This is a genomic window from Vibrio sp. CUB2 (assembly GCF_001557945.1).
GTDB classification, from domain to species: domain Bacteria; phylum Pseudomonadota; class Gammaproteobacteria; order Enterobacterales; family Vibrionaceae; genus Vibrio; species Vibrio owensii.
Window position 1 is genome coordinate 111,296 of sequence record NZ_LNRB01000009.1, and the last position, 23,079, is coordinate 134,374.

Annotated in this window: 16 protein-coding genes; 5 read left to right on the forward strand and 11 right to left on the reverse strand. The window is 41.6% G+C overall.

Translation table 11 applies throughout. The features are described from left to right. Positions 1–125: 125 nt before the first annotated feature. The 10 genes from ATB78_RS15995 to ATB78_RS16040 form a co-directional block, all read right to left on the reverse strand. On the reverse strand, positions 126–575 hold the full coding sequence (locus ATB78_RS15995; RefSeq protein WP_061009202.1) for a hypothetical protein: 450 nt from the start codon (positions 573–575) through the stop codon (positions 126–128). Further along, positions 572–4,417 carry an RNA-directed DNA polymerase gene (locus ATB78_RS16000; protein ID WP_061009203.1) on the reverse strand — a complete coding sequence of 1,282 codons (3,846 nt, stop codon included), beginning with the start codon at positions 4,415–4,417 and terminating at the stop codon, positions 572–574. The genes ATB78_RS15995 and ATB78_RS16000 overlap by 4 nt, the downstream gene beginning before the upstream one ends. Positions 4,418–4,632: 215 nt before the next feature. Continuing rightward, a complete protein-coding gene (locus ATB78_RS16005) occupies positions 4,633–6,207 on the reverse strand; it encodes a hypothetical protein (protein ID WP_061009204.1) in 1,575 nt (524 codons plus the stop codon). Positions 6,208–6,337: 130 nt separating this feature from the next. Beyond that, complete coding sequence (locus ATB78_RS30130) at positions 6,338–6,817, reverse strand: hypothetical protein (protein WP_240537408.1); 480 nt, start codon at positions 6,815–6,817, stop codon at positions 6,338–6,340. A gap of 41 nt (positions 6,818–6,858) precedes the next feature. Then, positions 6,859–7,452, reverse strand: a complete 594-nt coding sequence (locus ATB78_RS16015) for a hypothetical protein (protein ID WP_061009205.1) — start codon at positions 7,450–7,452, stop codon at positions 6,859–6,861. Positions 7,453–7,463: 11 nt separating this feature from the next. After that, positions 7,464–9,047, reverse strand: a complete 1,584-nt coding sequence (locus ATB78_RS16020) for a TnsD family Tn7-like transposition protein (RefSeq protein ID WP_061009206.1) — start codon at positions 9,045–9,047, stop codon at positions 7,464–7,466. A 139-nt stretch (positions 9,048–9,186) separates the two neighbouring features. Beyond that, entirely contained in the window at positions 9,187–9,966 is a 780-nt protein-coding gene (locus tag ATB78_RS16025; protein ID WP_240537409.1) for a TniQ family protein, read from the reverse strand. Next, the gene (locus ATB78_RS16030) at positions 9,959–11,353 is read right to left on the reverse strand and encodes an ATP-binding protein (RefSeq protein WP_061009324.1); all 1,395 of its coding nucleotides are present in this window, start codon (positions 11,351–11,353) and stop codon (positions 9,959–9,961) included. Before ATB78_RS16030 ends, ATB78_RS16025 begins: the two co-directional genes overlap by 8 nt. Next, on the reverse strand, positions 11,343–13,520 hold the full coding sequence (locus tag ATB78_RS16035; protein WP_061009207.1) for a Mu transposase C-terminal domain-containing protein: 2,178 nt from the start codon (positions 13,518–13,520) through the stop codon (positions 11,343–11,345). Before ATB78_RS16035 ends, ATB78_RS16030 begins: the two co-directional genes overlap by 11 nt. Beyond that, the gene (locus ATB78_RS16040; protein ID WP_061009208.1) at positions 13,510–14,373 is read right to left on the reverse strand and encodes a heteromeric transposase endonuclease subunit TnsA; all 864 of its coding nucleotides are present in this window, start codon (positions 14,371–14,373) and stop codon (positions 13,510–13,512) included. The genes ATB78_RS16035 and ATB78_RS16040 overlap by 11 nt, the downstream gene beginning before the upstream one ends. A 450-nt stretch (positions 14,374–14,823) precedes the next feature. Between ATB78_RS16040 and ATB78_RS16045 the strand changes: the two genes are divergently transcribed. The 5 genes from ATB78_RS16045 to ATB78_RS16065 all read left to right on the forward strand — a co-directional run bounded on the left by ATB78_RS16045 (position 14,824) and on the right by ATB78_RS16065 (position 19,881). Then, positions 14,824–15,225, forward strand: coding sequence for a hypothetical protein (locus tag ATB78_RS16045; RefSeq protein ID WP_061009209.1), 402 nt, complete (start codon positions 14,824–14,826; stop codon positions 15,223–15,225). 175 nt (positions 15,226–15,400) lie between these two features. Next, complete coding sequence (locus ATB78_RS16050; protein WP_061009210.1) at positions 15,401–17,416, forward strand: ATP-binding protein; 2,016 nt, start codon at positions 15,401–15,403, stop codon at positions 17,414–17,416. Between the two features lie 35 nt (positions 17,417–17,451). Next, positions 17,452–18,327: a hypothetical protein gene (locus tag ATB78_RS16055; RefSeq protein ID WP_061009211.1), complete on the forward strand. Its 876-nt coding sequence runs from the start codon at positions 17,452–17,454 to the stop codon at positions 18,325–18,327. A 3-nt stretch (positions 18,328–18,330) separates the two neighbouring features. Continuing rightward, positions 18,331–18,678 carry a hypothetical protein gene (locus tag ATB78_RS16060; protein WP_061009212.1) on the forward strand — a complete coding sequence of 116 codons (348 nt, stop codon included), beginning with the start codon at positions 18,331–18,333 and terminating at the stop codon, positions 18,676–18,678. A gap of 168 nt (positions 18,679–18,846) precedes the next feature. Beyond that, a complete protein-coding gene (locus ATB78_RS16065; protein WP_061009213.1) occupies positions 18,847–19,881 on the forward strand; it encodes a reverse transcriptase family protein in 1,035 nt (344 codons plus the stop codon). A 299-nt stretch (positions 19,882–20,180) separates the two neighbouring features. On the opposite strand, the gene gcvP is transcribed toward ATB78_RS16065, so the two are convergent. Next, positions 20,181–23,045: an aminomethyl-transferring glycine dehydrogenase gene (gcvP, locus tag ATB78_RS16070; RefSeq protein ID WP_061009214.1), complete on the reverse strand. Its 2,865-nt coding sequence runs from the start codon at positions 23,043–23,045 to the stop codon at positions 20,181–20,183. Positions 23,046–23,079: the final 34 nt, after the last annotated feature.

Here is a 23,079-nt window from a genome sequence, read left to right on the forward strand (position 1 = left end):
TCTAGATTTGTTGGGCGCCCAATGTCTCCACACATTGGGCATTTTTCGTTTGACTTGAAGTAGAGCAATTAAGAGTCTGTCGCAAGTTCATCCTGAATATTCTCAAGTCTCTCAACTTGCGACTTTTATATGACTTCTTTTATTAAAGTCATTAGATCTTTACTCCATTCTTCTCGTTCTACAGTATTTGAACCTTGTAGGTACCATGCATGCTTTTCAAGCTGCGACTGTATTGCAGTTCTCCATTGTTTATCAGATTTTGACGTTTCTAGAACCTGTTCAAATGTGAAGAGCATTTGCGAAACAAACCATGGGTACTTTTCGTGAGTGACTCCATTCGAAACAATGTCGTTTTTATTCCCATAAGCAAATTTTGGATTGTCTGCACAGTTTTTTAGATACTCTTGGTAAGTTGCATAAGCCGTTGCTCTTCGAGACTCCTGTCTCCCTGACCGTAGTTGTTGTAATGTGAGCATTAGCGCAAGAACAGCAACAACGGCCATTATGATATCAGCTCGTTCATTCCAAAATTCAAACGTCAATAAGTTAGCAGCGTTAGTGTCGAGGCAAATCATTTCATGTTTCCTGCTGGCGGTGTCTTTGTTTTCTTGTTAGTTCTTAGGGATTGACCACAATCTCTAAAGTCGAACATATTCATCTCAAATGTCGATATCGATACTTGATTGGAACCGTGTGTGTGAGTAATGAGCTTATGGAATCGCTCTTTGTAAGGAGCTTTGGCTACTGAACCACCAAACTGACCACTGTTAACTAGTACAACATGCTGATACATATGATAAAAGAGCGCATCAACCATGCTGTCAAAGGTCGCAATATCTTTGTTCATCGCTGAAATAATATACGCGTGTGATTTGTCTTTAAGATCGGCACTTAGCTTAATATCTGTGGCGTCATAGCATATCGAGCCAGTCAACTTGAAGCCCTCTTTCTCTTCATGAGCAGGATGAATCATTTCTACGATTAGTTGATACGGTCTCCAAGGCATAATTTGGTTTACTTCACCAACAGTCATGTTTTTCTTCCCTTGAAGGCGCTTGATAAATCTCCTGCCATTCGTTCCTTTATTTGGGATGATCCACATAGCTGAGTTATTGAGGTCACGCTCATTCTGAATATGGCTAAAGCCAATCCCTGCAAAAACAATTGCCCCCGTTTTATCCGAAAGCCTTTCTAAGATATCTAGGTCATCGGGTGAGACAGAAAGTTCAGGCCAAATTATAAGATCCACTTTTCCTTTGAGGTTTGGAGCTTCATTCACACTATCGACGCTAGCGATGTTGTGTAAGATTAGTTCTGAAACTGAAGCAACGTGCCTTCTATGCTTAGCTCTGTATGTTGGTGTATCTAACTTTAAGCCAGCTAAATCAAAGTCTTTTGTCAAAGGTAGAAGTGATTGAACCATGACAACATTTAGGTGTTTTTTGTCTTTTGGCCATCCTAACCTTACTTTTTCTGTATAGGTTGGCATATTGGAGAGTGTACAGTATGACTTAGCTTGGTCATTAGTTCGATTGTTTATACACTTTTCTAGTTCATCTAGAGTCCAGGCTTTCGGCCATGAATATAAGCTATTGTTGCTTTCAACCCCAGGCCATTGTAGTAGCTTGAACAACAATGTTGATAGCCAATCACTCATCGGCGATTTGCTATCTCCAAATGCTTCAGGTGAATGCATCATACCGATCTGCCTTTTTAGCATATTGGACTTTATACCGCGATATGCAGGTTTTTCAGACTGGAGACTGCTGCTGCTACTCCAGTCGACAGAGCCCAGTAGACAACTTCGAATGAACATCCCAATGTAATAGAGTGGTTTGTGCTCTTCTGTTAGCCATTTAGGGGGAGTATGAAATAGTTCGGTCTCGTCATCATAAAATTCTAACTCGACTTTGAGCTCACATGATGATTTTAGGCTTAGCAAGTCATCCCAATCACTACATCGGACTTTTGTATTTGCAATATCTATAGGTGTGTCGAAGTTGTTTTTATCTATTTCAGCTAGTGACGATTGAACTAGCTTAAGTATGCCATTCTCATGCTTAAATGGGCTGTTGTCGGCTCTAATCACCGAAAGAAGGGATACTGATTTACTATTGTAGGAAGATAGATTTCCTTTGATTTTGGCATAGTCATTTAGACCAAGATAGTTGGCAAAAGAGTGGGCTTTCTTAGGCCACTTTGAGTCAGTTGATTTCGCTTTTAAGTATAATTGTTCGAATAGCTCAGGGCTATTTAGCATGAGTCTTTCACATATATCGCTTAGATCTCCTCTATTTAGCTGTCTGGCTCTTCGTGAGGGAAATGATACGTTTGGGCGAGCACGCCGACTATAGATCGATTCCAGTGCACTTGATATAGAACGCAAGACTTTTCTTTTGTCCAGTGCTAGTTGGTTAGCTAGTAAAACCGCTGTAGTGAATTCAGTAGGTTTTTGCTTTAGGTTTACGTTGCGGAAACCACTTAGTAGCTGAGTAATCAGATCAAATGGTTCAATATTAATAACCTCTTTAAGAGGTGAGTCATTACGAACAAGACTAAAGAACAAAATTTGTTCTTTAAATGCCTCCTCAAAGGAATCTAGCACTTCAAATTTACTGCATGCGTAATCCTCTAGGCATTCAAAGTAGCTTTCTGGATCGGAGTGTGCAGGAAACGCCCACCGATCTTTTGTATGTATTGCGGTAGCAGAGTGGCGAAGTACTTCACTTAAGCAATATTCAGCGAAAGTGGTAAGTGCTAGGTCATCATGGTCTCGGATGCTCTCGAGGCTTTGTAAGATTGGGCGCAGTATTCGAGCATGAGGAAATAGTTCTAGTCCTTTTTTTAGAAGTAGCAAAAGCGAAGGATCTTTAGTCCACTTTGATATTAGTTTTCGAGCCATTCTCTCTTGTAGATAATCCCATGCTCCTGGAATAGGGGCTCCAGAAGGGGTAACTTCTTGTGCGATCATGCTTCGCTTTTGACGAAGAAGTGAGTGGATTTTGTTGGCTGTAAAACGTAGGAGAGTATCTTTACGTACATCATTGAAAGTTCTATCAATAAAAGCTAATTCACTTATACAATTTTCTTCGAATTCGTTACTATCCCAGTCTTCGATCTCAAGATTATCTGTTAGCTCAATTAGTCCTTCAAGGTGTCCAAGTTGTTCATCTAGTTCATGTAGTGGCATTGGGCCACTTAACTTATTTTGTATGTGTGCAAGCTTAGATGAGATTGCTCCTTCTTTAGAGCTGAATTTTTTAACTTTGGTTTTTTGAGGTTGAAGGATGAGACCTAAATTATCTTGATATGGTTTGAAGTAAGCAGCTATCACTTCACGGATTTCATTCTCAGATACTTCGTTTTTGTCTGCTTTGATGATCAGTCTTAGGTCGTCCACATATCGACAAGCATCTACTAATAGTATCTTTTCGTTTTCATCTAGATATTGGCCTATCAGCTCAGCAATGTCCTTGTCGAAATCAAGCATGTAAATGTTTGCTAAAAAACCACCCGCGACGAGCCCTTGAGGTATACATTTATTATCTTCTAGGGTCTGTATGTGTTCGTTTTTACACACTTCTGTGTATAGGTCTTGAGATTCTTCTGTCCATTCCCAATCTGCAAACTGATCTAGAACGTAGCTAATACATTCATCAGCTTCTTTGCCAGTTATTTCTTTGACCAGATCCTCAATTTTTTCTGCAAGTATCGTCCGATCAACAGAGTCGTAAAACTTAGAAAAGTCTAAATGAATTTCATAGATTTCTTCTTTGCTTGTTTTAACTCGCTTAGCTTCACGACCAAAGTAGATAGGGCGCTCTAGAAAGCGCTGGTAGTCGGTAAAAAACTTACTATATGTATTACTGTTACCCCAGGAGTATGATGCACTGTTATCAACGTACTTACAGTGAAGCCTGTTACCATAGTTTATTAAACCCTTATCGTGTACATCAGAAAACAGAGTAGAGGTGTCACCCTGTTCAGTTTCAACATGGTTAGCCAGCAGCATCATCAATGCAGTAAAAACGGTCTGATCGTCTATCGATACATGGGCCAAAGGTCTCATTGGCAATCGAGGGTTATCAGAGTCATCTTCATCCTTATCTTTGCTTTCTGGAACCCAAGTGAGGGCAGACTCATCGTCCGATTTTATAAATGTCCATGGATGAGACTTAGGTGCAGGTATTAGCTTTAGAGGAGATAACTCAAGGTCGTTTTCCTTAAGGGCTAAAGATAGAGAGGAAACCCTTAGATCAAGCTCGAGAGCAGATTTATCTAAGTCTAAACAATCAACATACCAGTTGACCCCTCTGATATGTTGGTGAGACTTTTTCCAGGCACTTAACAGGATAACTTCATCAGATATGAAGTCTCCCGTTGGTAAGATCTTGTTATATTTCTTGTGGAGTAGCATACATGTACGTTGGTTTAAGTGACGACTTTGTATATGTTACCCTGTTTAGTGCGATTAGATGAATAAGTATTTATCTTTGTGATGATGTCGAGCAAGTTTGTCATCATCTTCGAAGTCATTGTTATCTAACTACTTAGACATCAGCGCTTTGCGGCTTATTTGCAAAAGTTTCCCTGATTATCATGGCTTCGACTCTAAGCGTTCTGGCTAGCGACTCACATATATGAAGAGTCCAAATCAATAGCTTCCATTAGTGAGCCTATGCGCTTAAATCCGCCCTGTAAGCGATAGATAACACCGACATTGGCATAGGGTCTAAGAGCTTCTTCGATTATCTCTGAGCGAAGCACAAGCGACTTAGAATCAGTATCAACGGCATGTGGAGCGATGCGCTGCTCAATGTCAGAAAACTCTTTATGCAACCCTGTAAGTTCGACTAACTCCTTGAACAGATGGAGATAGAAAATTTTAGTGTCTTTTGGCTTCCTATCGACGATTTCAGCCAGCAGACTCAAGGCTAGAATATGCCAAGTGTCAAACGCCCAGAGGCAGGGATAGCTTCGTATATAATTAAGAGCATGAGGTAACTTTGGGTGTTTCCTAGCGGGGCTAGGCTGAAATAACTGATTCAGTGTCATCCACTTCGACCATCTGGAGTAGTCTCTTTTGAACAAGTTATCTTTTGAAAGTAGATAAAGCTCAGAGTTGGTTTTAGCCTGTCTTACGGCGTCTTTTGTTGTTCTAGCCTTCTTTGCCTTATTGTTCGATTCCTTTAAAAAACTTTGTTGAGATCTTTCAATTTTCAGCATTAATTTGGGGTACTTCAACCATTTCCAGATAGCCCGATTATTCTCAGATGTTGCTGGAGTGCGGATAACTACGCTTCCATTAAGATCAACGACATCGTCAGGTAAACAATCCTTTAATAGAAACGCTACCCAGATGTGGCTGTTACCTCGAATCGCCTTGAGCAGAAGGTATTCCTCCGTCAACTTTACTTGGCTAACGCTGTCTACACGCTGTTCAGAGCGAGAATAAATAGTGACTTCTTCGCGATACGTGTACTTGTCAATCTGGCATTCAAACTTTTGAGTTAAGCTAGGTAACAAAATGTAGTTACCTTTAATAAACTTTCTAGCTGAGTCTTTTGCACTACGAACACGTTTTTTCTTGATACGTTCTGCTTCACGCTCCAAAAACTGCTCGTGCTTATCAATGAGTTGTTCTCGGCACCATTCGTAAAGCCATTTGTAAGGCACTTTTTTCGCTTTTAGATCTGAGAGTGCTTCATCAATGTTGCGATTAAGGTAGGCACTTAAATCAAACTCTATTGAAGGGATTTTATTGTGTTGATAGTAGGTTGTTTTTTCAGCTTCATTTTCATGAGTGACGAATATTTCGATCACTATGTCACCGAGTTCGGTTTCGAGAAGTACATCCGCGATATAGCGGTCTAAGCGTACTTCTAGGTTTCCACCTCGAACATTTGTTGATACTTCGCACTGGCTCAGTGTTTGTCCTTTGTATTCAAAGGATGCTGGCGGAAGATAAAGGGGCTGCGATTCAAGAAAAAAGTGTTGTGCGACTAAGTGGAGTTGAGTCATTAAGCAGTTACTGTTTTCGTCTTTCGAATCATGTGCAAAATGATGTCTTGTACCACTAGTTCCATTGTTTTTAGCTACTAAGCGATCTCCACAACCAGAGCATACGCAATTGCACTTTAAGCCATTCTCGACAGAATCAACATGCCTTAAGGTATTTGAATCGCCATGTAACGCATATTCTAGCATCGCCACTCCTCTCAACTCGAAGGTGATGAGCCAACCAAAGCCCATTAAATCAATATGATAAGCTAAGTGAAAATAGAGCAAGTTACTAGTGTTGGCTTCAAGTTTTGGAGGTATTGAGCTTGGAAATCAGTTATGGTTTCAATGCATAAGTTCTGATTACTCTTTCGTCAGGCCTTAACCAGTCCTCAACGAACACCTCAAACAGCGGGTCATCAATCAACTCACAAGGTTTGGCGGTTACGTATTTATGACTTCGCGCTTCTGCTGAGACCAATCTCTCGTAGCCTTCTAAGTCACCTTTATCTAGGTATTTAGAAACTAATGCTGGTGGAGCAACAGCTCGCTCCACCAATACCGATTTCTCGGAGATCATCCAAAGTAGAATATCAGTGTCGTCTCGGCCTTCTCGCATGAGGCTAAGATTGTTTTTGAGATTATCTATAAGATTAAAATGCTCATCGAACTGAAAGGACGGGTAGTACCTCCAGCCGTTCACATTGATACAAAGAGCGTTGTGCTGCTCTTCGGGTAACTCCTCATGAGAAATGAGTTCTAGGCCGTTGAGAAGCGAGACAATAGCTTTTAATCGCTTAGTTTCGAGCTTATTCATCAGATCTCCTCACAGCGATCATTGCGTTGGTCATCATACGGTTAATTTTCGTCGGTTGAGTCTTGGTCATCTTCCAATTTGTTACATTCAGCGATAACTTCTCGGTGACGTCTTTGTTTTTCTTTGTTTTCTTCTTTTTGTGCTTCAATACGCCTCATGTCTGAATACCACACAAGCCATTCATTCAATGTTATAGATTTGCTCTCAACAGCGATTTGATTAAATGTGAGCATGTAATCACAGAACATGTTGAACACTTTCGCTTCATCGTCTCTTCTTAAGAGTGATGCAGGGCTAGCTGTGACATAGTTACGACTTTTCTCAAATAACTTTTCGGCTTTCATGTATTGCTTCATGCGTGCCTTGAGGAAAGCTGGGCGCCTAACAGGTACTTTGTAATCCCAAATTTGATAAGTTCTTTCAGTAAAGAACCACTTAACTGAGTTTTCTTGTTTGATGATCTTAATCAGGTCAAGACGTGGTTCTAGGTACGGATGAATGTCTCCATTTTCATCAAACTGCTCTCTCGGATAGAGCCTTGTATTATTAAGAGTCACAAACATCGCGATGTCACGTAAGCGAGGTTTGACTTCGTGTGCTTCGAAAATTTGTGTGAATGTACCGAGAAATTTCATAGTAATTGTTCCTAATTTTTGGATTTTGAGACGATTTCTTCCGCTTGCCCAATCGAAAGGGGGAGGCGTTTTCTGTTTTTGATTAAAGAGTGTTGTGAGTCCACCTGTCTTTCGACGTGTGACACCGAAGTAGCCTTCTTTACGTGTTGCTTAATTTGTTTAGCCAGCTTTTTATCTACCTGATTCCAATCAATAGATTGATGGTACATAGCTGGCTCTCGTTTTGGTAAGTGCTGGTTTAGCCAGTCTTTGTCATATCGAAATAGCCACATATAGCAACTGCTCGAATGTTTAATCTCTGTCCGAGTTAATGTTGGGTTTTGGGAAATGATCTTCTGGAGTGTTTGACGATATTGATGTCGTTTTTGGCAGAACCAGAGTCGTTTTCTCCATGCGGATAATCCTGACATCGCATTTATTTGCTGTTCTACAGTACCAACGCTAACACCGCATAATTTGGCGATATCTCGTCTATGAATCCCGCGAAAAGCGAGTCTCAATATTTGGTCGACTAATGCATCGTTGAGTCTTTTAAATCGATGCTTGATTGTGACCCCATTGCGTTGCGCCATGGCTGCCAGAAAGCCAACCGAACATCCTGTCGCCTTGGCGACAGAACGAAGCGAGTTTCCTGAGGCCAACTCGGATAGACAGACACGAGGCTTATGAGATTCCCGACTACAATAGTTCGAGACCTGAGAAGTTTGTCGAAAGTAACACTTGGCGTTCTTCGCAAAGAAAGCACCAACCAATGCATGCTGTATGTAATGGTTGTAGTAGTCGTTTAGGAGAAGGCACCTTAAGAAATTGAATTTATAAAGCTTCGAAGGCAGTAGCTTTGCACCAGTAAATAGAGGAGCCCAAAAGTCTTGTAGACGATTGACGGCTTCTGATTGCCTGATCTGTCCTTTCGGAGTTAACAAATGGGTCTTAATCATCCAAGATGAGTGAGAGGGTGTAGCAATATGCTCGTATCGACGTTCGCATTCATAGCGATGCCAACTACTGATGAATTGCGATAACCTCAACGCTCGTTCTAAACAAAGATCAGAACCATGGAAACATCTATCGTAAGGTGTTGGTGGTAGTTCGATGCGTTTGTTAAGGCCATCGGCATCTGTCGGTGCATATTGCAGCCAACAAGCATGCTTTGGACAAACGAACATACCGTAATACTGATGTACGGTACGCCAAATACCATGCCCCCATTTCAATGTGTCTTCCTCAAGGCATTGCGGACAGAACTTTAGTGCGCTGCTAAACCTTAACCGAGAAGAAGTAGTACGTGATAAGACCGCGATGTGACTGCCATCATTGCTCAACAGGTGCAATCTAAGTCTTGCTTTGCTTTTGTTATCTTGAAGGCAAGCGCCGACAACAGGGAAACAAGTACTGTTAAACAACAACCTTTCCGCATCTATTGAAGTCTGTTTGGCAACTTGTTCGAGCATGCAAGGAAGCTGGGGGTTAATGCGAACATCTGTGCGCCCTAGGAGAGCTCGGTTTTTTTCGCGTAGCGAGCGTCTTGGTGAGGCTGCGTGGTGTCGCGCAATAAGGCTATAAAAGGCTTCACCAGCTATTTCGTGCAGGTACATAGGTCTATAACTGTCCTGTAGCAACCAGCATGAGAATGTAGATCAGTGGTGGACTAAATCTGTTTGTTGAAGTCGATAAAAATAATCGTGTAGTCCTCATAGTGGGAGAAATTATGTGATCATTTACCTTCCTCGTGTTCTAGAAGTACTGCTCCAGAGCACCTTTCCCTAGAGTCATGAAAATCTCTTTGTACCAATCGCTACAAGCTTTCTTAAAAGCCAACGTTTCAGTTTGCTCAAGCGAAAACCCCATGCGTGCCAACGTATTTTGTTGCACAGATTCAAGGCGTAGGGTGAGCGTTTGATCGTTTAACGCCAACATAAGCTGTTCGACTTTCAGCATTGTTTCATCATAATACGCTCCCTGACTTGTCATGCTGGAACCGCAGCTCGGACAGATTAATGTTGGGGTTTGCATTCGACTAAGATTCTTTACAGTGTAACTGCATGAAGAACAGCTATTAATGAGCCTCGTTCCGTGTTTGTAGCAGTTAAAAACACCCTGTAGTTGGTGCTGTTGGTGAAAATATGAAATACCAACAGTATCTAAATCTTCAGCAACACAGTCTTTGCAGTAACGCCACAAACGATTATGTACCGTTTGGGATTGTGTAAAGTCGATGTCATATGGCTTTCCTTCCAGAAACAATGGTAGTTCGCGTTTCTCTCGCTCGTTGAGGAAAGAGTCGATGACGTTACCGTGCATATGCATTTGCCAAATCGAACGATTGTCATCATTAAGAATATTCATCAGTATGGCGTCTAGGTCAGACATGACTGTAACTGGCGACGCACTGAAATTTGCCAGCCCTACACGTTTTGCTGAAGTAGCAAAAGTGCCAAAAGGGGACATAGTATGAACTCGGCTAAGGAAGCTTCTTAGGTGTTCGTTCGGTAGTAGGTATAAGATGTTATTCATACTTTCTAGCCCGTGCTAGTAAGGCTTCAGGAGTTAAGCTCTCTAGCATTTCTTGGTCTTTATCAGTAAGGTCTGCGGCAGAACGAGAGCCTCTAGGGGATTGCTTACAGACTTGGTTGCCGTCAATATTTGAGCCATTTTCTGAAAACAAATCCTGTTGAACCGAGTGCAATTGAGATAAAGGATTGCAATCTTCATATTTATAAAATTGACCACGCTTTAGTGCCGTTAATGCGCCTGAGACCAAGAGAAATTGCTCTTTGAATACATGGTCTAGAGCAGCCATGCTTAGGTCTTGATTGTTTGGTGTTAGATAAGTCAGATAAGACAATGTGGCCTTTATTAGGCTGCTCGCGATAGCAGGGATCCCTGCTGATAAGTAGTGAACATGGCGCGTTAGAGTATCAATGTCAGTTGTCTGATTCTTAAGTAATTGTGTCGGGCACATTTGCTTAATGAAGCGTTTCCAAAACGAACTTTCAACATCGCATTGTTCTAAGATTAGCGACCCTGTCTTTCCAATTCGCCTAGCGGCAGTCATCTCTTTAGAAAACAGATTGAGTGTTGATAGTGTCCCGACGAGTAATAGTGGTACTCCGACCTTGTTAAACAACTCTTCCACGAACTTTAGTGTGGCGTTCTCGTTGTTACCGACTTTCTCGTACTGTCGAGTTTCAGATAGGTTCTGAGCTTCATCTAGAACAATAATCCCAACACCATGTATGAGTAGCGCCTTACGAACCGCAATCATTAGTGCTGTAACTGAGCTTTTCTGATGTGATTCGTAATAATTCTCACCAGTTACCGAATCGATGGACTCAAGAATCCTCCAGAGCAGTGCACGCTGCCCGCGAGCTGTTGGGATATCGATCTTAAGCCAGACAATCTGTTCGTAGATGAACCTTTGTCCTTGGTACTCTTGATGTGAAATGACTTGAGGAATGGCAGATAAGATGCTTTCTACCATCGCTGACTTTCCGCGACCTGATAGACCTGCTACCAAAAAACTCTGCTGATTTGCTGTTTGCTTTAGAGTGCGCTCTTGTCCTTCAGGTATTTCAATAGAGTCGGCAAATTGCAATTGTTTAATATCGCCATACACCAAAGGGTTGCGATAGATATAGCCTCGCTCAATCATACGAAATACGGTGTCATAGAGGCGTGGGGCTTCATCCTGAACAACATAGCACTCGGCTAGGTTATCAATGAATGTTCTGGTGTAGTAACCATGATGCTCAGTAGGGAGCGAACTGACATCAATCAACATGTCAGGAGATAGTGTTGTTGCTTGGATAAATTGTTTAGGTAGCAATGGCATTCCAAGCGCTTCAATCAGAGGATTTTGTGCCATCTGAGAGTTAGGGTGAGGTATATAATTAGCTATCATCTTGTTCATCATCAAAGTCAAAAAAATCAGGTGTTTCCAAGTGTTGGGTATTCTTTTTAGAAGTGGAGCTAGCGTTATCTTCGGAACTTAACATTGCTGCTATTTGCTCAGATTGTTTGCTGCGTTCAATAGAAGAGACGATACTCTTTCGTTCTTTGATACCTGTCTGGATAGACTTTGCTGACGATGTTTTTAAATATCGAGCGTCAGCTTTTGCTTGTTTATCGATTTCATCCAGTTTGTTTAAGAACTCAATTTTGTTAGCGAATGAATGTTCTTCATGAAGGCTTTGTTTTTGTTTGGTTAATTCGATTTCATGAAGGGTCGATTGCCAAATTTGATTACGGTACGCTTCAGAGCGGTCAGTGAGTTCTAAAGTAATTAGCTCATTAGATTCAGGATCTTTACACCAAATAAAGTTCGTTGAATTTTGGTCGTATCGAACCTCCACTGTGTATCGGCCAAAATTACGAGCTTTGTCTAACCATTGTTTATGAATGATTTTGTTAGCGCTGTAATACAGCCCCTTAAAGTAAACGCCCTCCATTCTCACAGTCGCCTTGTCAGCAGGTAGCAATGCGAAACGAAGTCGCTCTTCAGGAATTTGAGCTGGCGGTATCATCATTTCTTCTAGCCCGTAAAGATATAAGTCTCTAGGAGAGAAACCAACATCATCACGAGACATCTCGAAGTTATGGTTGTTCTTTCTAAGGCGGTTGTTATTGGTATAAATGATTGTTCTTATGAGCTTTTCCATGAATGCTTCGAAGGACATCGACGCTTTTCTAGAAGCGTGTTGCTCTTCCTTGCTGGGTACTTTCATGACTTGACCAGGCACAAATCGAACAGCATTTTGATGAAAGATATCAAATGCTTTCTCGACAGTTCCTTTACAATCCCCGCGATGATATGGAGCGAAACTGGCGATTGATAAGCCAATTTCGCCCTTAAGCATGCTTTCAATATTACGGTCTGTATACTCGGAACCTCGATCCATGACTAACTGTGAGCAGACATGGTGGCACGGCCATTCGTTTTCAGTAATTTCAACGCCATAGCGTTTAGCAAACTGGACTTTGTTGGTAAAAGCATTGAAAAGGGCTTGTGATGCTCCAGTCCAATCTGGGCCGTGAAAACAAGCATGAGTGCCAACAAACATGCCAGACCACGTATCTACAACTAGATAGATCACAGGGCGTCCCGTGGCTAACTGATTGGTTTTGTCGTAGGGGTAGCGTATGTATTGATCAACGACTGTTGCATCTATTTCATAGCGACTTGTGGGGCCACGAACACCCTGTCGAGCAAGGCCTGCACGGCCTCGGTAGTCTTTTTGAAAATTGGTTGTGCCGACAGCCTTCCTTATCAATTCAAGTTGATCTACGTTTTGCTTAAAATGATATTTAAATGCATTTCGTGAAATGAGTTTGGCCCTTGGAACAGGTAAAGCTATCTCATGTGCTTCTTCAATCATTGGTTTAACACGTGCATACATGAACTTGCGTGTAAACTGATCGTAAAGGTCACTCAGCCTAGCTTTGCCACCGTTTGGAATGGTTTTAGCAAATCGTTGAATATGTTTAATGTCTTGTTGAGTGACTCCACGATAAGGACTTCCATATCTGGTTTTCGGGCCGCTTTTGCCTAACTCAGGGTTTTGATCAAATGACGGTGCTTCAGGTAAAGACTGATTCGTTCCGCAATTTCTCCATAAAGGGAGTAGAGCATTGACGTGAGAACCGTAATACCAGTAACGATTTAAAATTTTTGCTACATAACTGCGGCTGCGACCTGATGTTTCTATCAATCGATGTAAGATTGAACTGCTATCGATAAAAAGATAGTTGTAACGTAGTTCGTCGTTATCGATTAACGGGGCAATAATGTTGAAGCTGTTATCTCTGCGTTGTAACCACTTTCTGCGCTTCTTATCCTTCAGTAACTCTTCGTCCGACATGTATAGGTAAGGGCTAAAGGAATGCTCTAGCACTTTCCATTTGCCCAGCTCTACTTGGCTCAACGTATCACTCAGCATAATCGTATGAGGCCTTTTAGGTCGTTCAACATTGAGCTGAGTGACAGCAATCAGGTCGAGGTCTTGGCAAATATCTACGATAAGATATTCAAGCCCTTTTTTGCCATCGACCAATTTTTGATTAATTCTCATCGTGTTGCGAAATCATCATTACAGGGCGAAAAACTTCGATGCGCTCATTCAGGTCAACGTCTAGTTGACCTGAATACACAAGATGTTGAAATATCTCCAACGCAGCAAGTTCGGTTACATCATGGACTAATGATGCGTGATTCAAATGCTGCTTTAGAGTTTTCTCTGGGGCGTTTATAAGGCTCTTGGTTAGAGTGTTTAACATACCTTCGCACAGTGGGCCTTCGATTTGACTCTCGCGTACATGATGGTAAGTCTCTCTAAGCCATTGAAGGTTGTATGTTTTGTTGGGATTTAAGTCTTCATCTGTTATTTGCGTTAGATAATGGTTGTAATGCCCCCAGTACATCTCTTCAATTTTGAACTTTTGTTGGGTTCGTGTGACTTTTTGGGGAGACTCAAATTCAGTACTTAGCGCTGAGCTCGGTTTATAGTTATACGGCTGAATGCCAAGCTGGTCTCTCGTCGCATCATACAAAGTGACAACGAAATCCGTGGTCATGGTTGCAGCAGGAATATCTTCACCATCCCTTTCTTTGTATTTAGCAGGGTGTCGATAATTCAGATGTTTAGCCCACTCGAGAGTTTCATTTATCGGTAAGGGGTATTGCTCTTGTATATCCAAGACTTCAGGATCGTGCTCAAGATGAAGGAATAGAGCAAGCTCACCTAGGCTGAATAAGTGATGACAGCGTTTCGTCTTGTGACTGAAAACAATATGAGATAGACCGACACTATTTGAACGGCGAACTGTAATATATGGCTCGTACTCACCATTCTTAATCTTCTTTAAGTGTTTTTCTAATTTTCTGAGCTCATAGTTTGTTATGTATGGTTGCTTAACTATTTTCATATGCCTAATCCTCACTTACTAATATATTGTTAGCAGCCTTTCTAGGGTTTGTCTAACTGGTATTGCAACTAAGTTATTGTAAATAAAGGATTTATTATAACTTAAATAATTGATTTAGAGCTTAGGGAGCTGAATTAGAAAAGCTTGTAATTCAATGTGATATCTGAAGGGATACATGGAATTTGCAGTTTTTCATTAGGCTTATTTATTATTCCTTATATAAATCGATATGGATTTTAATGTCTTTATATTTCATTGCTTTAAGCAAGGATTGTTTACGGATTGTACGCTTGAGTTCCTGATTCAAAAAAAACTGATAAAACATGCAATTTTATTGGTCTGGTTGCTTATTTTCGACAGAGTTAGATATCTTTTTTAAAGAGGCTAATATTACAAATATGTGATGATTAGTTAGGCTTGGTTATGGTTAGCGCAGAAAGATTTATCAGTATGGCATGGGAACTAGAGCTCACCATCTGCTCATTGATAACTGACCAAACACCAGAGGGCTACTTGGATGTGTGTAGAGACCAAGCTAAGAGTAGAGGCATAGATGTCTTTAATATGAACTTTAATGAGTATGAATCCCCCCTAGCTGCTTTCGCAGCAGAAGAGAACCGAGAATTGGTTGCTACTTTGGAAGGTTGTAGACGCAAGACACTTGTCATTTTTGAAGGAGCTGACGCGCTGGCACCTTTGGAGTGTAACGAGACTTTTTGGCTAAGATCTTTAATGATTAATAACGATGCTAATGAGCTTGTTGTTATCTTCTTGGTTACGAATGACGGGAAAGTAAGGTTGTTTCAGGATAGTGAGGGAGCGTTTTATCGAGATTGTGTACGTTTAAATTAGATAACAACTCAGTATGGCTTACTTTTAACCATTTAGTTTAAAGCGTTGGACATTTTTCATCTAGCCAGAATTGCTAAGTGTAAAGAAAGCTTACTGAAGTTTGACTACATACAAATACTCATCAGAACTCATATGTTATCATGGAGTAATAACAATAAATTAGGTAGTTGGCAGAATGAGTTATAATGAGTTTGTTGGTACGGCTGAGATAACAGATCAAGGCATACGTAAACATTTTACTAAATGGAAGAAGGTTCCCTTACAGTCGGTTATTGAATTAGTCGCAAACGGTTTTGATGCTAATGCTAAAACTGTCCATGTAGACATAGAATATAGTGAAATGGATGGCTTGGTTTCGGTATCGGTACTCGATGATGGTACTGGTATAGATATCGGCTTGTGTTCTGAACACTTTTCAAGATTCTATGAATCTTCAAAAAAAGATGATGATGACTTACAGGGTGCACATGGTCGTGGACGCTTAGCTTTTCATCTGTTATGTAATGATGCCACTTGGTTTACCAAAAGAAGTGAGACGAAGAATGCAAAGATCTCTATTCAAAATGGAACGTTGCGGGAGTTCAGAGCTGCGGAGCTGACAGAGATAGAGCAAGTCGCTGCATTGAAAACGTATGAACATGGAACTTATGTTCAACTAAGCAACTTCACTGCTAATTTACCTCAAATAGATGATATTGCTTCTAAGCTACAGTGTGAATTCGGTTGGCGCTTAGCTCTTAACAAGAATAGAAAACTTTTTTTAAATGGAAAAGAAGTAGAAGTTCCTGATAATCAGTTGGTGAAGAAAACATTCCAGATAGAGGGTGAGTCTTTTGACGTCTCTTTTGTCCGCTGGTTTGATAAACCAGGTGTTGAGAAGTCGTACAACTACTTAGTCAATTCTGATGGAAGAGTTGTATTCAGGGAATTAAGTAGTTTCAACAAGAAAACTGGTTTCTATTTAAGTACATATACATCCTCTCAATGGATTCGATCTTTTGATAAACACTCTGGTAGCCTTAACTTTACCAACGAGCCTTTAGCGAACCCGACTAGCCCAATCTATAAGGAGCTCTCAAAAAGAATTTCTCAGGTTAGTTCAGAAATCTATGAGCAGTTTCAGATAGAACAGGTTGAAATGCAGATTGCCCTGTATGAAAACAAGGGTTTCTTTCCAGAGCATAGTAACCTGCCAGATGATGAACAAACTTGGCGTCGAAAAAACATTAAGAGTGTTGTTCGAGAGATCTATGTAGCTGATCCGACTCTTTTTAGGAACTTAAAACCCAAACAGGCAAAAATTCTCATAGCACTATTGGATAAAGTACTCGTTTCAAATGAAAATGACGAGCTTCTGGATGTTTTAGAGTGTGTGCTAGGCCTTGAGGGAGAAAAGCTAAGTACTTTGTCGAATCAGCTCTCAAAAACGTCTTTGGAGAATGTTATTGCCACCATAGAAGTGCTTCAAAAACGTGACATGGCTATTTACAAATTAAGAGAATTAATGGTTCGACATTATAAAGAAGTGCTTGAAACACCCGATTTACAACAGATCATAGAAAAGAACACATGGTTGTTCGGCAATCAATATTCATTAATTGGGGCCGAAGAGGCGGATTTTCAGAAGATAGCAGTAGAATTGAGAAATCATGTTAAAGGGATTAATACTCTGGATGAAGAAGATTTCGAACATAAAGACCTTGAAGAAGGCCTTAATGTTGATGGTGTAAGACGACAAGTTGACTTGTTTCTTGCCCGCAAAATGATGGCCTTCGATTCTTCCAATAGACCTTATTTCAAATGCACGATTATTGAGATTAAAAAGCCGAGCGTAGCTCTCAATCGGAAACACTTAAATCAAATAAAGGATTATGCAAGAATCATAGCTCAGCATGTTGGCTTCTCCGATCAAAAGATGAAATTTGAGCTGATTCTTGTTGGGAGAAAAGTATCAGATGGTGATTACGATATCCCTTCTGCACTTGAAACAGCGCAAGAGAAAAATGAGCCAGGGCTAGTATTTAGCCAAGATAAAGGACGAATCAAAGGGTTTGTTAAAACTTGGGCAACCATTTTTGATGAGTTTGAGTTATCCAACCACTACTTACTTGATAAGTTGAAATTAAAGAGAAGCTCACTTGAGAATGAAAATGCATCATCACTCGTACTTGAGCTTCAGGAAGAGCACTAATTGACTAAATTTAACGTTATTAACAGATAAATTGTATGACCCTTTATCAACCCAAGGCACAGAATTCCGATGACTTTTATCTCATCGATAAATACAAAGAAGAGGTCGAATGGCTTCAGAGTGAGTGCTATGACGCAGGTTTGACTACTTTACTTAATGAGTTCGAGGATGAGTCAGAGCGTGCATTGATACTTACCCTTCTGAAGAGGGTAGAACACTACCAAATTTCGGATAGAATCAATGATATAGCTCGATTGGTGACGAAAATTGAAGAGCTAAAGCTAGATCCCAAGAAAACTCTCATAATTGCCACAGCAAGAGAATCAGAATCTGATGGGTCTAAAGCATGGCAGTACTTTTTTAAGTTTTACTTAGCCCAGCATAGAACATGGAGTGAGCAGTCTTTGGTTGCCTCTCTTGAGTCTAGTTATCAAAAGTTAACTAATAAGGTTTATGAAAATGTGGTTATTTTTGATGATTTTATTGGTTCTGGGGGAACTATGGTAAAGAAAGTGAATGAGTTTTCTAAAAACTTGGTTCAGAGAAAGGTTAGTTTACCAAAGATCCATATATTCGCTCTTGCAGGCATGGAGTTCGGTGTTAGATATATAGAGCAGAAGTTGAACAATGAAGTTGTTTGCCCCGTTCTTGTCAAAAAGGGAATTTCTGAGCAACAAATTAGTCCAGAGCAAAAAGCTGAAGAGAAAGCACTCATGTTGCAAATGGAAAAAACCTTAGAAGAAATATATAGTTGGGAGAAGTTTACAGGCACGTGCAGTTTGGGTTTCAATAAGTCTGAAGCTCTCTATCAAGTTCAGCATACGAACTGCGCGAATAATGTATTTCCAATATTTTGGTTAGCCCCCAAAGGTAAAGATAAATTCCGTAACACACTCTTCTATAGGTTGTAGCAAATGGTCAGCAAATCGAACGTCTCATCGTTAATAAAGCTTGTAGCTGATGGCAAAGATCATGACCTCTTTGAGTTAAACCAACTATATCGTTTCTCTTTTAGTCAAGCGAAAGAGGTTGTAAACACATTGTCTGATGCTGGTGTCCTTGAACTGAGTGGGTATAGTTTTAAATTATCACCCCAGATAACGAAAAAACAATTGGTCTATCTGTATCGAAATATTCGCCATCGGTCGCTGAATTTAGAACAAGATATTATTGATGAATACAAGAGAAAATCTTTAGAAATAAATGCGTTAGTTAGGCCTAACCTTGAACGATTAGACGAGCAACTATTTGTTGACGAATAGTGATTTTCGCTTAATATATCCATTAGCTACTCAGTATTAGCGTTGGAGCTAAGCTCCCATGGGTGATTCGCCTATGTCGTTAAGGGTTTTTTTAACCTCACTACGTTCTATTAAATATTTAAAAGACTTTCGTGATACTGAGTAGCTACCTACTTCTTGGAGCAAGATTTGAGTCCAGAATACAAAAAGTGGTTTGAGTTCCTCTGTACCAACGACGTTTCCGAAAAGCAAGCAACTTTACTTGCTGCATATGCTGACCGCCTCTTGAAATCGAATCTTCCAGTAATATTCGAGATTGAGCACCTTTCCAAATTACTCGGTATCGAACTCAGTCTACTAAGTCGTATGTCGGGTATGCCACCATTCTTTTATCGTAATTTTCAAATACCTAAGAAGCGAGAAGGCTTTCGAGAAATTTGCTCCCCATATCCAAAGCTAGCGTATGTCCAATCTTGGCTTAAAGAAAACATATTAGATGGTTTAACGATTAGTGATAATGCATATGCATATACGGAAGGACGATCTAATATTAGAAACGCTCGTGCGCATATTGGTGCCCGAGAGCTTTTGAAGTTAGATATTAGAAATTTCTTTTATAATATCAAAACTCTACAAGTTAAACGGGTTTATCTTAACTGCGGATATTCTAATAATGTAGCTTCTGTTCTTTCAAATCTTTGTACCTATAATGGAAGACTGCCACAAGGAGCTTGTACAAGCCCGATATTGAGCAACATTATCTTGAAAGAGTTGGATGACGCACTTCAAAATATTTCTGAAAAATATTCGCTAACTTACACACGTTATGCGGATGATCTTACCTTTTCGGGAAATTCTATATCTGATGATGTACAGAATGAAATCAAAGCTAATATAGAGGGATTTGGATTACCTATAAATGAAGATAAGGTTCGTTTATTGAAACCGAATCAGAGAAAGGTTGTTACTGGTCTACTAGTTGGAGACAGTTCTCTCCGTGTCCCCAAAAAAATGAGACGAGCGTATCGTCAAGAAAGCTACTACTTGATTAAAAGTGGAAAGAGTCAGTTCGATGGTAGTATCAAGCCCTTAAAGCCACTGTATTTAGATGAGGTGATAGGGCGTGGAAGTTACATTTTGCAGGTTGAGCCAGATAATGACTACGTAAGAGACAGTTTGAAGGAACTTTCTAAACTTAAAAGTCATTTATTTTCAATTGATTAGAAATATTCAAGTTTCCTTTTTTAGGGACAATTTCCTCCAATTTATTGACAGCTAGCACGATCGAAAACATGTATCTTGTGGTTTAAGCTTTCAACATCTTTCTGAGCTTAACTATCGGAGACCCGTTGCTAAACTAGAGTCTGCTAGAGTGCTACAATGCAAGGCTTTATGCGTAATTTAGAAAAAGGCGAACCAAATGGTTCGCCTTTTGTTATTCAAGTTAGTTTCCAACTTAATTATCGGTTTCCAACTCGGTTATCACAGTTTCCAACTTGGTTATCTGTGATCATCTACAAAAATTAATCTTCGTAGTTATCGATGCTTGGGCACGAGCAGATTAGGTTACGGTCGCCGTATACGTTATCTACGCGGTTTACTGTTGGCCAGTACTTCCAAGATTTGGTTGCTTTAGAAGGGAAGCAGCCAAGCTCACGAGAGTAAGGGCGATCCCATTCATCTTTCGCTAGGTCAACTTGAGTGTGTGGCGCATTAACAAGCGGGTTGTTATCTAGCGGCCATTCACCGTTCTTAACCTTCGTCATCTCTTCGCGGATTGCGATCATCGCATCACAGAAGCGGTCTAGCTCTTCTAGGTCTTCCGATTCTGTTGGCTCAACCATTAGCGTGCCTGCTACAGGGAACGACATGGTTGGTGCGTGGAAACCGTAGTCCATTAGACGCTTCGCGATGTCTTCTTCGCTGATGCCTGTTTCTTCTTTTAGTGGACGAATGTCGATAATACATTCGTGCGCTACACGGCCGTTTGAGCCACGGTAAAGAACAGGGTAGTGAGGGCGTAATTGCTCCATCACGTAGTTCGCGTTCAGAATCGCTACTTTTGTTGCGTCTGTTAGGCCAGCTTCGCCCATCATTGCGATGTAAGCCCAAGAGATAGGCAGGATAGACGCGCTACCCATATCTGCTGCGGATACTGCGAAGTTTTCGCCGTCTGCACCGTTTTCAATGTGACCCGGTAGGAAAGGCGCTAGGTGCGATTTCACACCGATAGGACCCATTCCCGGACCGCCACCACCGTGTGGGATACAGAAGGTTTTGTGTAGGTTCAGGTGAGAAACGTCTGAGCCGATAAAGCCCGGCGTTGTTAGACCAACCTGTGCGTTCATGTTTGCGCCGTCTAGGTAAACCTGACCGCCCGCGGCATGAACCATTTCACACACTTCTTTCACTTGCTCTTCGTATACGCCGTGCGTAGAAGGGTAAGTGATCATGATGCTTGATAGGTTGTCTTTGTGCTTCTCGATTTTCGCTGCTAGGTCAGTGACGTCGATGTTGCCTTCTTCATCACACTTAACCACAACCACTTTCATTGACACCATAGACGCTGTCGCAGGGTTAGTACCGTGCGCAGAGCTTGGGATCAAACATACGTTGCGGTGACCTTCGCCACGGCTTTCGTGGTAGCGTTGAATCGCGATAAGACCTGCGTACTCACCAGATGCACCAGAGTTTGGTTGCAGTGAGAATGCGTCGTAGCCTGTGATTTCACATAGCTTCTCTTTCAGATCTTTTGCTAGTGATGCGTAACCGGCCGCTTGTTCTGCTGGTGCGAACGGGTGGATCGAACCAAACTCAGGCCATGTTACTGGAATCATCTCTGCTGCTGCGTTCAGCTTCATCGTACAGCTGCCCAGTGGGATCATGCCGTGCGTTAGTGAGAAGTCTTTGTTCTCTAGCTGTTTTAGGTAGCGCATCATCTGTGTTTCGCTGTGGTGCGTGTTAAACACAGGGTGCGTTAGATATTCTGTTGTGCGGCGCAGTGCTTCTGGAATCGCTGCAAACTCGTTGCCAGCAATTTCCGTTGATAGGGCTGCGACTTCTTCTTTTACACCGAATACTGCGAATAGGGATTCTACGTCTGCCACGGTTGTGGTTTCGTCGAAGCTTACACCTAGCTGAGTACCCAACTTACGTAGGTTGATGTCTGCTGCTAGTGCTTTCGCGTATAGGTCTTCAGTTTGCGCACCAGTATTGATGGTGATGGTGTCGAAGAAGCTGTTGTGAGCAAGCTCGAAGCCGCCTTTCGTTAGGCCAGCAGCTAGGATAGCGGTCATGTGGTGCGTACGACGAGCAATCGTGCGTAGACCTTCTGCGCCGTGGTAAACCGCGTAGAAAGACGCCATGTTCGCTAGTAGAGCTTGAGCGGTACAGATGTTGGATGTCGCTTTTTCACGACGGATGTGCTGCTCACGGGTTTGCATTGCCATGCGCAGTGCTTGGTTGCCGTTGGTATCGATAGAAACACCGATAACACGACCCGGCATAGTACGCTTGTGCTTGTCACGTGTTGCCATGAAGGCTGCGTGTGGACCGCCGTAACCCATAGGAACGCCGAAACGTTGTGCTGAGCCGATTGCTACGTCTGCGCCCATTTCACCTGCAGGTTTTAGTAGGGCAGAAGCCAATAGGTCAGTCGCTACGGTTACTAGCGTTTTGTTCGCCTGTGCTTTTGCGATGATGTCCGTTAGGTCACGAACTTCACCCGTTGTGCCTGGGTATTGAACTAGCGCGCCGAATACGTCTTGCTCTGGTAGTGATTCTAGAGAACCAACTAGGACTTCAAAGCCGATGAATTTCGCACGAGTTTTTACTACTTCGATGGTTTGTGGGTGAACGTCGTCAGCAACGAAGAATACGTTACTCTTGCTCTTACCCGCACGCTTACAAAGTGTCATCGCTTCTGCCGCTGCCGTTGCTTCATCGAGCAATGACGCGTTCGCGATTTCCATACCAGTAAGATCCATCACCATTTGTTGGTAGTTTAGAAGTGCTTCTAGACGACCTTGTGAGATCTCTGGTTGGTAAGGGGTGTAAGCGGTGTACCAGCCCGGGTTTTCCATCACGTTACGTAGGATTACGTTTGGCGTGAAGGTGTTGTAGTAACCCTGACCAATGAATGTACGTTTAACTTGGTTCTGATCGGCGAACTCACGCATTGCTGCCAGCATGTCTGCTTCGCTTTTCGCTTCTGCCAAGCTCATTGGCTGCTCTAGGCGAATTTGTGCTGGTACGGTTTCGTCGATAAGCGAATCTAGGCTAACTGCGTTGATCGCTTCCAACATTTTCTGTTGGTCAGATTTGTTTGGTCCATTGTGGCGAGCAACGAACTCGTTTTGTGTGCTGAGGCTTTGAAGTAATTCAGTCATTGTCCTTTACCTACTCCTTGGCTCGGGTAACGGA

What these genes read in the sequence shown, in the direction of transcription:
- ATB78_RS15995 (WP_061009202.1), bottom strand. Translation starts at nt 575, where the DNA reads ATGATTTGCCTCGACACTAACGCTGCTAACTTATTGACGTTTGAATTT.
- ATB78_RS16000 (WP_061009203.1), bottom strand. Translation starts at nt 4,417, where the DNA reads ATGCTACTCCACAAGAAATATAACAAGATCTTACCAACGGGAGACTTC.
- ATB78_RS16005 (WP_061009204.1), bottom strand. Translation starts at nt 6,207, where the DNA reads ATGCTAGAATATGCGTTACATGGCGATTCAAATACCTTAAGGCATGTT.
- ATB78_RS30130 (WP_240537408.1), bottom strand. Translation starts at nt 6,817, where the DNA reads ATGAATAAGCTCGAAACTAAGCGATTAAAAGCTATTGTCTCGCTTCTC.
- ATB78_RS16015 (WP_061009205.1), bottom strand. Translation starts at nt 7,452, where the DNA reads ATGAAATTTCTCGGTACATTCACACAAATTTTCGAAGCACACGAAGTC.
- ATB78_RS16020 (WP_061009206.1), bottom strand. Translation starts at nt 9,047, where the DNA reads ATGTACCTGCACGAAATAGCTGGTGAAGCCTTTTATAGCCTTATTGCG.
- ATB78_RS16025 (WP_240537409.1), bottom strand. Translation starts at nt 9,966, where the DNA reads ATGAATAACATCTTATACCTACTACCGAACGAACACCTAAGAAGCTTC.
- ATB78_RS16030 (WP_061009324.1), bottom strand. Translation starts at nt 11,353, where the DNA reads ATGATAGCTAATTATATACCTCACCCTAACTCTCAGATGGCACAAAAT.
- ATB78_RS16035 (WP_061009207.1), bottom strand. Translation starts at nt 13,520, where the DNA reads ATGAGAATTAATCAAAAATTGGTCGATGGCAAAAAAGGGCTTGAATAT.
- ATB78_RS16040 (WP_061009208.1), bottom strand. Translation starts at nt 14,373, where the DNA reads ATGAAAATAGTTAAGCAACCATACATAACAAACTATGAGCTCAGAAAA.
- ATB78_RS16045 (WP_061009209.1), top strand. Translation starts at nt 14,824, where the DNA reads ATGGCATGGGAACTAGAGCTCACCATCTGCTCATTGATAACTGACCAA.
- ATB78_RS16050 (WP_061009210.1), top strand. Translation starts at nt 15,401, where the DNA reads ATGAGTTATAATGAGTTTGTTGGTACGGCTGAGATAACAGATCAAGGC.
- ATB78_RS16055 (WP_061009211.1), top strand. Translation starts at nt 17,452, where the DNA reads ATGACCCTTTATCAACCCAAGGCACAGAATTCCGATGACTTTTATCTC.
- ATB78_RS16060 (WP_061009212.1), top strand. Translation starts at nt 18,331, where the DNA reads ATGGTCAGCAAATCGAACGTCTCATCGTTAATAAAGCTTGTAGCTGAT.
- gcvP (WP_061009214.1), bottom strand. Translation starts at nt 23,045, where the DNA reads ATGACTGAATTACTTCAAAGCCTCAGCACACAAAACGAGTTCGTTGCT.